This window comes from Pseudomonas oryzihabitans (assembly GCF_006384975.1).
Lineage (GTDB): Bacteria > Pseudomonadota > Gammaproteobacteria > Pseudomonadales > Pseudomonadaceae > Chryseomonas > Chryseomonas psychrotolerans_B.
Genome location: NZ_CP021645.1, coordinates 3,621,038 through 3,633,224, shown reverse-complemented (window position 1 = coordinate 3,633,224; position 12,187 = coordinate 3,621,038). Strand labels below are relative to the sequence as shown.

Below are 12,187 nucleotides of genomic sequence, written 5' to 3'. Positions count from 1 at the left end.
TCTTCCTCCAGTCGCAAACTCGTGCGCGAGGGTGCTTGCGTCGTCGAACCGCGGCATGCGTGTGGGCCTTGGTTGCTGCTGGTAGTGAGCTCCCTCGCTACCTTCGCCCTGGGCTGTTGGTTCGGTGGCCGGATGTCGCCTGCCGTGACGCTGCCTACAGCGATCCCGGTCTCTTCGTCGACGGTGAGCGATCCCCTGGCGCTGGAGCGAATGGGCACGCTGGTTGGCCGCCTCCAATCGCTGGAAGCCGATACCCAGGCCTTGCAGCGCATGCTGGAACAGAACCAGACCTTGCGCGACCAGGTGACGGCGGTCGATCCCGCCTTGCTGCCGGCGCTGCTGGCCGAACCGCGGGTCCAGGGTGCCCAGGGTGGTGCCTGGCTGCCTCCCCGGTCCTGCAATGCCAGCGGCGCCGAACAGGGTCCCCCATTACGTAAGCTCGCCGCGAGCGAACAGGTGGCGCTGTGCCTGCGCCAGCAGCTGGATCAGTTGTTGAACCGGGTGGCCAGCCGTAACGCCGCGCTGATGGCGATTCCCTCGTGGCGTCCGGTGGAGCATGCGCGCCTCGGCTCTTTGTTCGGCAATCGGATCGATCCCTTCAATGGTCACCTGGCCTTCCATTCTGGCGTCGATTTCGCCGCTCCCACCGGGACCCCGGTCCGCGCCGCCGCCGGGGGCCGGGTACAGGCGGTCGGTGCCCTGGGTGGCTACGGCAATCAAGTGGAGGTCGACCACGGCAATGGTCTGGCCACCCGCTATGCCCACCTGAGTCGCATCTTCGTCAAGGAAGGCCAGGTAGTCACCCCGGGGCAGGCACTCGGTGCGGTCGGCTCCACCGGGCGCTCCACCGGACCTCATCTGCATTTCGAGGTCCTGCGCGACGGCCAGTTCGTCGATCCCCAGCGCTTCCTCGCCCTGGGTCAGTTGGAGCCTGAGGTCGATGGTTCGGCGCGTGACTAAGGGGGCGTCGAGCCGCGAGCTGCTACGTGGCGAGCTGCGCCTGCAGCTGGCGCCGCAGCGGCGTCTGCTTCGCTGGCTGGGACTCGGGCTGCTCCTGCTGCTTCCCCTGGTGCTGTTGGTCGTCGGCTACGGCATGCAGCGGGAGCACCAGGCCGAACGGCAACGCCTGCAGGTCGAGAATCAGCAACTGCGCGACAGCCTGAAGAAACAGGCGGTGGATCTGCAGTTGGGCACGGCCACCGAGCGCCAGCTGACCGAGCGCAATGCCGCCCTGTTGGCGCAGATCGAGCGCCTGACCGCGGAGCTGGCCTTTTTCCGCCGCCAGAATCAAAAACCCTAATCGGAGAGCAGCACGGATGTTCAATCGAAAGAAGGCGGCACCCCGCCCCGCGGTGAATGGCTTTTCCAGCCTGATCGCCGACAATCTGTCGGTCCAGGGTGATCTGGAGTTCAGCGATGGCCTCAAGGTCGATGGCCGGATCCGTGGTCGCGTCAGCTTCAAGCCGGGCACCACCAGCCTGTTGGCAGTCAGCGTCAATGGCGTGGTGGAAGGTGACGTGAGTAGCTACGACGCCTTGATCGATGGCACCATCATCGGTGACCTGCGGGTCGAGCACCTGCTCGAGCTGCACTCCAACGCCCGGGTGAGTGGCAACATCACCTATCGCCAGTTGAGCATGGAGAACGGTGCCGTGGTGGAAGGTACCCTGCGCCGCCTCGACGAAGGCGCTGCGGTATTGGAGTTACCCCAGCCGGCGGCGGCCCTCCTGCCACAATCGCCCGAAGCTAGCGAGCGATCTTGATCAGTTTGGCGTAATAGAAGCCATCTTGGCCTTCCGCCTGGGGTAGTAGCTGGCGGCCATGGGCTTGAGCGATCCCCCAGGGGGCGGGGATATCCAGTTCGCGGGCGCCCGGCGTGCGGGCGAGGAAGGCGGCCAGGTTGTCGCTGTTTTCTTCCGGCAGTACTGAACAGGTGGCATAGAGCAGGATGCCGCCCACCTCCAGGGTCGGCCAGAGGGCGTCGAGCAATTCGCCCTGCAACTGCACCAGGGGCGGGATGTCGGCGGCCTGGCGGGTCAGCTTGATGTCCGGATGGCGGCGGATCACCCCGGTCGCGCTGCAGGGTGCGTCCAGCAGGATGCGCTGGAAGGGCTTGCCGTCCCACCAGTCGGCCACGGCGCGGCCATCGGCGGCCAGGGTACGGGCCGCGAGACCCAGGCGGGCGAGATTCTGTTCGACGCGTTGCAGCCGCCCGGCATCGGCGTCCAGCGCCACCACCTCGGCCAGCCCCGGTTCGCGCTCCAGCAGGTGACAGGTCTTGCCACCCGGCGCCGCGCAGGCGTCCAGTACCCGTTGGCCAGGCGCCAGCTCCAGCAACTCGGCGGCCAGCTGGGCGGCTTCGTCCTGCACGCTCAGGCGACCCGCGGCGAAGCCCGGCAGGGCGGTGACGTCCTGGGGCTGCAACAGGCGGATGCCGTCGGCGCTGAAGGTGCAGGGTACGGCCTCGATACCAGCGGCGGCCAGTTCGGCCAGATAGGCGTCGCGACTGCCCTGGCGTCGATTGACCCGGAGGATCAGTGGCGGATGCAGGTTGTTCGCGGTGGCTATGGCTTCCCAGTGCTCCGGCCAGCGCGCCTTGAGGGCTTTCTGCAGCCAGCGCGGATGGGCCAGGCGCGCCGCCGGGTCGTGTTCCAGGGCCGGCAGCAGGCTGTCGTATTCGCGCTGGGCGCGGCGCAACACGGCGTTGAGCAGGCCCTTGGCCGAAGATTTCTTCAGCTTGTCGACGCAGCCCACCGTCTCGCCGATGGCGGCGTGGGCCGGGATGCGGGTGTAGAACAGCTGGTAGAGACCGATCAGCAGCAGGGCTTCGAGATCCCGGTCGCCGGCCTTGAAGGGCTTTTGCAGCAGCTTTTCCGCCAGCAGCGACAGCCGCGGTTGCCAGCGGGCGGTGCCGAAGGCCAGGTCCTGGGCCAGGGCGCGATCCCGTGGCTCCACCTTGGCCAGTTGCTCGGGCAGGCTGCTGCCCAGGGAAGCGCGGCCGGCGAGCACCGCCGCCAGGGCGCGGGTCGCCGCCAGCCGGGGGTTCATAGGCCCAGCACCTGGCCGGGCGCGAAGCGCTCGCGGCGGGCGTTGTAGAGGTCGGCGAAGGCCAGGGGCTTGCCGCCCGGCAGTTGCAGACGGGTCAGGCGCAGGGCGCCCTTGCCGCAGGCGATCAGCAGGCCGCTGCGATCGGCATCGAGCACCATGCCGGGTACTCCCTGCCCTTCGGCCAGCTCGGCGGCCCAGACCTTGAGCGGCTCACCGGCCAGGGCGGTATGACACAGCGGCCAGGGATCGAAGGCGCGGATGCGGCGTTCCAGTTCCACGGCCGGACGTTCCCAGTCCAGCCGGGCTTCGTCCTTGTTCAATTTATGGGCGTAGGTGGCCAGGTCATCGTTCTGGACTTCGCCCGCCAGACTGCCGTCAGCCAGACCGGGCAGCGCCTGGACCACCGCTGCGGCGCCCAGGGCAGCCAGGCGATCATGCAGGCTGCCACCGGTATCCTCGGCGGTGAGCGCCGTCGTCACCTTGCTCAGCATCGGCCCGGTATCCAGGCCGGCTTCCATGCGCATCACGGTGACGCCGGATTCGGCATCGCCCGCCTCCAGCGCCCGCTGGATGGGCGCCGCGCCGCGCCAGCGCGGTAACAGCGAGGCATGGCTATTGATGCAACCCAGGCGCGGGATATCCAGCACCGCCTGGGGCAGGATCAGCCCGTAGGCGACCACCACCAGCAGATCGGGCTCCAGCGCCGCCAGGGTGGCCTGGGCGGCGGGATCGCGCAGGGTCGGTGGCTGCTCGACGGGAATGCCGTGGGCCAGGGCCAGTTGCTTGACCGGACTCATGGCCAATTTCTGGCCGCGCCCGGCGGGGCGGTCGGGCTGGGTGTAGACAGCGGCGATGGGATAGCCGGAGTCGATCAGCGCCTGCAGGTGCACGGCGGCGAATTCCGGAGTTCCGGCGAAGACGAGGCGAAGGGATCTGGACATGGCGGACCTGGCGGAAAGGGCGAGCGGCGGACGCCGATGACGCCGTCCGCCAGGGCGATCAGGCCTTGTGGCGCTGCTGCTTTTCGAGCTTCTTCTTGATGCGGTCGCGTTTGAGCGGCGACAGGTAGTCGACGAACAGCTTGCCGTCGAGGTGATCGATCTCATGCTGGATGCACACCGCCAGCAGGCCGTCGCACTCCAGCTCGAAGGGCTTGCCGTCGCGATCCAGGGCTTTCACCCGGACCCGCTCGGGGCGGCAGACCTTTTCATAGAAGCCGGGGATCGACAGGCAGCCTTCCTGATACTCGCCCAGTTCTTGGGTGAGCGGCTCGGCTTCCGGGTTGATGAAGACCAGCGGCTCGCTCTTGTCTTCGCTGATGTCGATCACCACCAGGCGCCGATGGACGTTGACCTGGGTGGCGGCAAGGCCGATGCCAGGCGCTTCGTACATGGTCTCGAACATGTCGTCGATGGTCTGGCGCAGGGCATCGTCCACCGTGGCAATGGGCTTGGCGACGGTGCGCAGGCGGGGATCGGGAAATTCGAGGATGTCTAGGATCGCCATGGCGTTGAGGGCACTTGTGGAATACAGTCAAGGGGCGCTGCTAAGATGCCGCAGCGTTGTATCCACCCGGATCTGGGTAGTTCCAGAGGGCGGATGACGTCGGTCGACGGGGATGAGCGCCTGCGCTGCCCGGGCCGACTCGAGGTGGCGCTCAGGGCACGACTGGGGCGATTCCCCGACGTTTGCGTGAAGACGGTTCTTCAAGGCTAAGAGTGTAAAGGGATTCGGCGCATGAGGAAATCTTTGTTCGCCCTGCTGCTGGTCGCAGCGGGCGCCTTGCAGTCGGCGTATGCAGCTGTCACCCTGCGCCCGGATCACCCCGACAGCTACACGGTGGTACGCGGCGACACCCTCTGGGACATCTCCGGCAAGTTTCTGAGCAAGCCCTGGGAATGGCCGGAGATCTGGCAGGCCAATCCGCAGATCAAGAATCCCAACCTCATCTATCCTGGCGATACGCTAGTGCTGAGCTATGTCGATGGCCAGCCTCGCCTGCAGCTCAACCGCGGCGCCTCGCGCGGGACCATCAAGCTGTCGCCCACGGTGCGCAGCACGCCCATCACCGAAGCCGTCCCGGCCATTCCGCTGGAAGCGGTGAACAGCTTCCTGCTGCAGAACCGCGCCTTCGACGCGGTGGAGCAGTTCCAACGCGCGCCCTATGTGGTGGCCGGCAACGCCGAGCGCGTGGTGAGTGGCGCTGGCGACCGCATCTATGTGCGCGGCAAGCTGCAGCCGGGGGTGTCGGCCTTCGGTATCTATCGGCAGGGCAAGACTTATATCGATCCCAAGACCGGTGCCTTCCTCGGTATCAATGGCGATTTCATCGGCAATGCCGTGCTGGTCGCTGAGGAAGGCGATATCGCCACCCTCAGGCTGACCCGGACCAACCAGGAGGTCCGTATCGGCGACCGGCTCTTCCCCACCGAAGAGCGGCTGGTGAACTCCTCCTTCATGCCCAGTGCGCCGGATCGCCCGATCAGTGGCCTGATTCTCGACGTGCCCCGGGGCGTGACCCAGGTGGGCCAATTCGATGTGGTGACCCTGAACAAGGGCGCGCGCGATGGCCTGGTGGAGGGTAACGTGCTGGCGGTCTACAAGACCGGCGAAACGGTACGCGACCGCATCACCGGCGAGCAGGTGAAGATTCCCGATGAGCGCGCCGGCTTGCTGATGGTGTTCCGCACCTACGACAAGATCAGCTACGGCCTGGTCCTGCTGGCGACGCGACAACTATCGATCATGGACAAGGTGCGCAACCCCTAAGCGCTTTCTGCAGGTCGCCAGGACGGCGACCTTCGACTCTCAAGGACGACACCCATGGCTAGCCTCTCCCCCGCCGAGCAGGAAGCTCGGCTCCGTCTGCACGCCCTGCCGGAGATCGGCGCGGTGCGTCACCGGCTGTTGTTGAAGGCCTTCGGTAGCGCCGCCGCGGCCCTCAGTGCGCCGGCGTCGGCCTGGCGTACCCTGCGTCTACCGGCCGTGGCCGCCGACGCCCGTCGCAGTGCCGAGACCCGCGAACGCGCGGCGCGTGCCCTGGCCTGGCTCGAAGCGCCCGACCGCCATCTGCTCTGCCTGGGCGAGGACGGCTATCCGGCCCTGCTCGGCGAAATCGCCGACCCGCCGCCGCTGCTGTTCGTCGAAGGCCGGGTAGAACTGCTCGATCAGCCCCAGCTGGCCCTGGTCGGCAGTCGCCAGGCCAGCGCCCAGGGCCTGGACAACGCGCGACGCTTCGCCCACAGCCTGGCCGCCGCCGGCTTCTGCGTGACCAGCGGCCTGGCGCTGGGCATCGATGGCGCCGCGCACCAGGGCGCGCTGGATGCCGGGGGCGCTACCCTGGCCGTCCTGGGGACCGGGCTGCAACAGCTCTATCCCCGCCGCCACCTGGGCCTGGCCCGGCGCCTGCTGGCCGAAGGCGGCGCACTGGTATCCGAGCTGCCCCTGGATTGCACGCCCCAGGCGGCCAATTTTCCCAAGCGTAATCGCATCATCAGCGGCCTCAGCCTGGGCACCCTGGTGGTGGAGGCCAGCCCCTCCAGCGGCTCGCTGATCACCGCGCGCCTGGCCGCCGAGCAGGGCCGCGAGGTGTTCGCCCTGCCCGGCTCTATCCATCATCCCGGCGCCCGCGGCTGTCATCAGCTGATTCGCGAGGGCGCGCAACTGGTGGAAAGCGTGGAACATATCCTCGAGGCCTTGCAGGGATGGCGCAGCCTGCCCGCAGTCGCGGCGCCCGCGCCGAGCGAGGATGACGTCCTGCTGCGGCACCTCGCTGCCGGTCCGCTCAATAGCGAGGAATTGACCCACCTCAGCGGACTGGCGCTGCCCGAGGTGCTGATGCGGCTGACCGAGCTGGAGCTTGAGGGGCGGGTCGCGGCGATGCAGGGCAGCTGGAGTCGGCTGGGCTGAATGCACACGACTGGCAACGCCGCCGCGCTCGGGTAGACTTCAGGGATTTAGCGGAGGCAAGGCGATGCACAACAGCTGGCGAGTGCGGCAGGCGGCGCGGGTCGTACGTGAGGGGGGCGTGCTGGCCTATCCCACCGAGGCCGTCTGGGGACTGGGCTGCGATCCCTGGGATCAGGCTGCGGTCTATCGCCTGCTGACGCTCAAACGGAGGCCTATGGAAAAGGGGCTGATCCTGGTCGCCGACAACATCCGCCAGTTCGACTTTCTGCTCCATGACCTGCCGGAAGAGGCCCTGGCCAAGCTGGCCAGTACCTGGCCGGGACCCAATACCTGGCTGGTACCCCACCACAATCGCCTGCCCGGTTGGGTGACCGGCGCCCACGCCACCGTGGCGCTACGGGTCTCCGAGCATCCGCTGGTAGGTGAGCTCTGTGCCTTGACCGGTCCGCTGATCTCCACCTCGGCCAATCCGGCGGGACGCCCGGCGGCGCGCTCGCGACTGCGGGTTCAGCAATACTTTCCAGACGGCCTGGACGGCATCCTCAGCGGCGAGCTGGGCGGGCGCAAGAATCCCAGCGTGATCCGCGATCTGGTGACCGGCAAGGTGTTCCGGCCCTAGATTTCAATCCAGCAACTGACGCAGCTGACGCGCCAAGGCCTCGATCTGGAAGGGCTTGGCCAGTGCCGGTTCGCCATTGGGCGTGGGGCGCTCGGCGTGGCCGCTGACGAACAGCACCGGCAAGTCCGGGCAGCGCTCGCGCAGGCGCGCGGCCAGTTCGCCGCCGTCGAGATCGGGCAGGCCGAGATCGGTGATCAGCAGATCGCACGGCAGCCCGCCGTCGACCAGGGTCAGGGCGGCCGACGCGCTGGCCGCGGTGCGGACGCGATAGCCCAGTTCGGTGAGCATTTCCCGCAGCAGCAGCCGTACCGAGACATCATCTTCCACCAACAGCAACCGTTCGCCACGGCTCTGGGCGATGGCCGCCTGGGGTTCGCGGTCCGCGGCCGGCGACTCGGCGGGGGCGCAGGGTAGCCAGAGGCTGACCCGGGTGCCGCTGCCGGGCGCACTTTCCAGAGTGACATGGCCGCCCGACTGCTTGATGAAGCCATAGAGCATGGACAGCCCCAGTCCGGTGCCCTGGCCAATGGGCTTGGTGGTGAAGAAGGGATCGAAGGCGCGGTCCACCACCTCGGCGGGCATGCCGCTGCCGGTATCGGCGATGGTCAGGCGAACATAGTCGCCGGGCGCCAATTCGTGCTCGGCGGCCAGGTCGGTGAGGTGGTCCAGCGCGGTCTCCAGGGTCAGGCGGCCACCCTCGGGCATGGCGTCGCGAGCATTGATCACCAGGTTCAGCAGGGCGTTTTCCAGCTGGTTGGTATCGGTCCGCGCGGGCGGCAACTGGGGGCTGAGGTGGCTGCGCAGGGTGATCCGCTCGCCCAGGGTGCGCTGGAACAACTCCTCCAGGGACAGGATCAGTTCGTTCACGTCCACCGGGCGCGGGTCCAGGGTCTGGCGGCGAGCGAAGGCCAGTAGCCGGTGGGTCAGGGCGGCGGCGCGGGTGGCGGATTGCTCGGCGGTGTCGAGGTAGCGTTGCAGATTGTCGTGGCGTCCCTGATCCAGCCGGCGCCTGAGCAACTCCAGCGAGCCGCTGATACCGGTGAGCAGGTTGTTGAAGTCGTGGGCGATGCCGCCGGTGAGATGACCGATGGCTTCCATCTTCTGCGCCTGGCGCAGCGCCGCTTCGGCGTTCTGCAGGGCCAGGGATGCCTCGTGTTCGGTGGTGATATCGCGACCGAAGACATAGATGCGGCCGTCATGGTCGGCGGTGGCCTTCCACATCATGTGGCGCCAGTGACCGTCACGGGTGCGCAGGCGCCCGGGTAGATCGCTCAGGGCCTCGCCATGGCGCAGGGCGGCCAGGCGCGGAAATACCGGCGGATCGTCGGGATGCTCCAGGGACGTGGGTGGCTGGTGGCGCAGTTCCTCGTCGTCCCAGCCGAGCACGCGACCCCAGGCCGGATTGCGACTGAGCCAGCGCTGGCCCTGGATCACCCCGAGCAGGTCATCGGCCACCCGCCACATGCGGTCGCGTTCGACGGTGCGCTCGTGGACGCGCTGTTCGAGCAACTCGGCCAGGCGCCGCAGGCGATGCTCCGCCATGCGCATCTCGCTGACGTCGGTATGGACCCCGACCCACTCGCGCACCACCCCGCCTTCGCGCACCGGCAAGGCGCGCACGCTGAAGGTGCGCCACTGGCCATCGCGGCAGCGCAGGCGGTGCTCGTCGTGGAAGTCCACCTGCTGTTGTACGGCCAGCCGCCAGCGGCGCAGGGTGCGGGGCGCGTCGTCGGGATGCAGGGCGGCGGCCCAGCCTTCCTTTTGGTACTGGGCATAACTCTGGCCGGTCAGCTCGCTCCAGGCGTGCTGGTTACCCAGCAGATAACCCTCGGCATTGGTCGTCCAGACCACCCCTTGAACCGCCTCCACGGCATTGCGAAAGCGCTGGTTGGACAGGTGCAACGCGGCTTCGGCCTGCTTGCGCTGGGTCAGGTCGACCACCACCAGGCTCACCGACAGCTCCTGGCCGACTTCCGATTGCAGGGGCGAGCCGTGCAGGCTGACCCAGACCACCGCGCCATCGGGACGCTGGAAGCGCTGGTCCAGCTTGAAGCTGTCACCCCGCTCGCGCAGTACGGCCAGGCTGCTTTCCAGGGCTGCGCGATCATCGGGATGGGTCTGGGCCTGCAGAGTCTGCTCCAGCACGCCCATTTCGTGGCGCCCGAGCAACTCGCAATAGCGCCGATTGGCGAGCAGCAGGCGCCCGCTGGCATCGGTCTGGCAGATGCCGACCGCCGCCTGGTTGATCAGGCTGGCGAGGCGTGCGCTATGTTCGCGCAGGGCATTTTCGGCATCCACTCGCTGCTGGACATCGTCGAACAGGGTAACGGAGGCGATCACCTTGCCGTTCGGCGCGCGGACCGGTGCACTGGAGACTTCCAGCAAACGGATACTGCCGTCGGGGCGGCGATAGCGCATCAGCTCGGGAGCCACCGGTTGGCCGCTGCGCAGCACCCGCACGGTGGGGTAGTCGTCCACCGCATAGGGCTGGCCATTGGCATGCAGGGCGCCGATGGCTTGATAGCGCTCATCCAGCGTCTCTCCTTGCGGACACTTGCCCAGCAGCACCTTGACGCGATCATTGAGCATCACCGCCTTCTCGCTGCCCGCCTCGGTGATGGAGATGCCCAGCGGCGCCTGTTGCAACACGCTGGCCAGCAGGCCCTGTTCCAGCGAGAGGCGCTGTTCGAGTTGCTGCACCTGCTCGCGCTGACGATGACGCTCCAGCAGGGCGCCGAGCAGCAGGGCCAACTGGTCCAGCAACAGGCGGGTGTCGGCATCGACCGGGGCTTTGCTCAGTTGCAGGTAGCCCAACGACTGCGCTGACGGGCCCAGGGGAATGAGGTGTGGATCGGCTATCAGGCTCGCGGTCTCGGTTGCCGCCGACAGTCGGGCCTGGGGATCGTTGGCGAGATCCCGCAGGGCCTGGGTGGCGCACAGGCGGACGGCGGCGAGATCCTGGGCGCCACTGAGTCGCCGCGACCACTCGCCCAGGGCTTGCAGGCGCTGCGCCAGATCCCGTTCGGCGCTGCTGCGGGCGGCGAAGCGCGTGCGGCTGGCCGGCGCCTGCCAGACATGCAACAGCCAACCCACCGCGATCTCCGCGCGGCGCAGGGGCACCAGGTGCAGATCGAGACGCACGACATGGCCGTCGCGATGGCGCAGGCCCTGGCTCTGGCAGCGTTCGAGCGTGACCAGCCACTGGTCGACGGGCGGCTCCGGCACCAGAAGGCCGGCGATGGGTTCGCCCAGCTTGTCCTCGGCGTTCCAGCCCAGCAATCGGGCAATGGCCGGACACCACTGCCCGATCCGTCCCTCGGGGGTCAGGGTGATCAGCGCCGTTTCCGTGGCACCGTCGAGCAGGCTGGCGAGGGGGCTGGAGGTAGGCATGGCAAGGGCAGCGATCCGGCCGATTCGTGAGGAGTGTCGAGCCCATGAGGGTTCAACTGTCCGAAATAGACAGGCTTTTGTTCCCGTCGTGCCGCCTTGCGTGAGGAAACTTAATGGCCGTCACGATTTCACCGAAACGGATGGCCAGCGGCCTCGTTTCAGGGCAACAGGATCGTCGAGCCGCTGGTCTCTCGCGCCGACAGTGCCCGGTGCGCTTCCTGTACCTCGGCCAGCGGATAGCGCCGCCCGATGTCCACCTGGATGCGGCCATCGATGATCAGCTCGAACAGCTGGTCGGCCATGTCCTGCAGGGCTTCGGGCGAGGCGGCGTAGGTCCCCAGCGTCGGGCGGGTGACGTACAGCGAGCCCTTCTGCGAGAGGATACCCAGGTTGACCCCGGTCACCGCACCGGAGGCATTGCCGAAGCTGACCAGCAGGCCGCGCGGGGCCAGGCAATCCAGCGACATCTCCCAGGTATCCTTGCCGACGCCGTCGTAGACCACCGGTACCTTGGCGCCGTCGGTCAGTTCACGTACCCGGGCCGGGACGTCTTCCTTTCGATAGTCGATCACTGCCCAGGCGCCCAGTGCCTTGGCCTTCTCCAGCTTTTCCGCCGAGCCGGCGGTGCCGATCAGGCGCACGCCCAGGGCCTTGGCCCACTGGCAGGCCAGGGAGCCGACGCCGCCCGCGGCGGCATGGAACAGCACGGTATCGCCGGCCTGCAGCGGATAGGTCTGGCGCAGCAGGTATTGCACGGTCAGTCCCTTGAGCATCACCGCCGCGCCCTGCTCGAAGGACACCGCTTCCGGCAGGTGCACCAGATGGCGCTCGGGCAGCACATGCACCTCGCCATAGGCACCCAGCGGCCCGGTGGCATAGGCCACCCGATCACCCGCCTTGAAACGCTGCACGGCGCTGCCGACCGCCTCCACTACCCCGGCTCCCTCGGTGCCCAGGCCCGACGGCAGCGACGGCGGCGGATAGAGACCGCTGCGGTAGTAGGTCTCGATGAAGTTGAGGCCGATGGCATGGTTGCGCACCCGTACCTCGTCGGGGCCGGGAGCGGCGGGTTCGAAATCCACGAGTTCGAGTACGTCGGGACCACCGGTTTGGCTGAACTGGATGCGCTGGGCCATGTTGTCGTTTTCCTGGTTGGCGTGATCCTCCATCCAAGCCGCAACCGCGGGCCGCGTCAACCGGTCGGATGCCGGTGTTATGCTC

General features: G+C 67.8%; 11 protein-coding genes. 6 read left to right on the top strand and 5 right to left on the bottom strand.

Translation table 11 applies throughout. The features are described 5' to 3' along the window. Window positions 1-84 precede the first annotated feature (84 nt). From CCZ28_RS24750 to CCZ28_RS16355, 3 genes are read left to right on the top strand one after another with little or no spacing between them, the layout of a single operon-like run. Complete coding sequence (locus tag CCZ28_RS24750) at window positions 85-960, top strand: M23 family metallopeptidase (protein ID WP_346764001.1); 876 nt, start codon at window positions 85-87, stop codon at window positions 958-960. After that, window positions 953-1,300, top strand: coding sequence for a hypothetical protein (locus CCZ28_RS24480; protein ID WP_167509250.1), 348 nt, complete (start codon window positions 953-955; stop codon window positions 1,298-1,300). The genes CCZ28_RS24750 and CCZ28_RS24480 overlap by 8 nt, the downstream gene beginning before the upstream one ends. Before the next feature lie 16 nt (window positions 1,301-1,316). Further along, the gene (locus CCZ28_RS16355; protein WP_140219668.1) at window positions 1,317-1,763 is read left to right on the top strand and encodes a bactofilin family protein; all 447 of its coding nucleotides are present in this window, start codon (window positions 1,317-1,319) and stop codon (window positions 1,761-1,763) included. Here CCZ28_RS16355 and rsmB read toward each other — a convergent pair. Genes rsmB through def form a run of 3 tightly spaced genes read right to left on the bottom strand, consistent with a single transcriptional unit; the run spans window position 1,747 to window position 4,554 of the window. Continuing rightward, window positions 1,747-3,048, bottom strand: a complete 1,302-nt coding sequence (rsmB, locus tag CCZ28_RS16350) for a 16S rRNA (cytosine(967)-C(5))-methyltransferase RsmB (RefSeq protein ID WP_140219666.1) — start codon at window positions 3,046-3,048, stop codon at window positions 1,747-1,749. The genes CCZ28_RS16355 and rsmB overlap by 17 nt on opposite strands. Continuing rightward, the gene (gene fmt, locus CCZ28_RS16345) at window positions 3,045-3,989 is read right to left on the bottom strand and encodes a methionyl-tRNA formyltransferase (RefSeq protein ID WP_140219664.1); all 945 of its coding nucleotides are present in this window, start codon (window positions 3,987-3,989) and stop codon (window positions 3,045-3,047) included. Before fmt ends, rsmB begins: the two co-directional genes overlap by 4 nt. Window positions 3,990-4,047: 58 nt before the next feature. After that, a complete protein-coding gene (gene def / locus CCZ28_RS16340) occupies window positions 4,048-4,554 on the bottom strand; it encodes a peptide deformylase (protein WP_140219662.1) in 507 nt (168 codons plus the stop codon). A 231-nt stretch (window positions 4,555-4,785) separates the two neighbouring features. Between def and CCZ28_RS16335 the strand changes: the two genes are divergently transcribed. The 3 genes from CCZ28_RS16335 (at window position 4,786) to CCZ28_RS16325 (ending at window position 7,576) form a co-directional block, all read left to right on the top strand. Then, on the top strand, window positions 4,786-5,817 hold the full coding sequence (locus CCZ28_RS16335) for a LysM peptidoglycan-binding domain-containing protein (RefSeq protein ID WP_140219660.1): 1,032 nt from the start codon (window positions 4,786-4,788) through the stop codon (window positions 5,815-5,817). A gap of 54 nt (window positions 5,818-5,871) precedes the next feature. Continuing rightward, window positions 5,872-6,957 carry a DNA-processing protein DprA gene (dprA, locus tag CCZ28_RS16330; RefSeq protein WP_140219658.1) on the top strand — a complete coding sequence of 362 codons (1,086 nt, stop codon included), beginning with the start codon at window positions 5,872-5,874 and terminating at the stop codon, window positions 6,955-6,957. 64 nt (window positions 6,958-7,021) lie between these two features. After that, complete coding sequence (locus CCZ28_RS16325; RefSeq protein WP_140219656.1) at window positions 7,022-7,576, top strand: L-threonylcarbamoyladenylate synthase; 555 nt, start codon at window positions 7,022-7,024, stop codon at window positions 7,574-7,576. 3 nt (window positions 7,577-7,579) lie between these two features. Here CCZ28_RS16325 and CCZ28_RS16320 read toward each other — a convergent pair whose 3' ends face one another. Beyond that, window positions 7,580-10,966, bottom strand: a complete 3,387-nt coding sequence (locus CCZ28_RS16320) for a PAS domain S-box protein (protein WP_140219654.1) — start codon at window positions 10,964-10,966, stop codon at window positions 7,580-7,582. Window positions 10,967-11,124: 158 nt separating this feature from the next. Further along, the gene (locus tag CCZ28_RS16315; protein WP_140219652.1) at window positions 11,125-12,102 is read right to left on the bottom strand and encodes an NADPH:quinone reductase; all 978 of its coding nucleotides are present in this window, start codon (window positions 12,100-12,102) and stop codon (window positions 11,125-11,127) included. Between the last annotated feature and the right edge of the window lie 85 nt (window positions 12,103-12,187).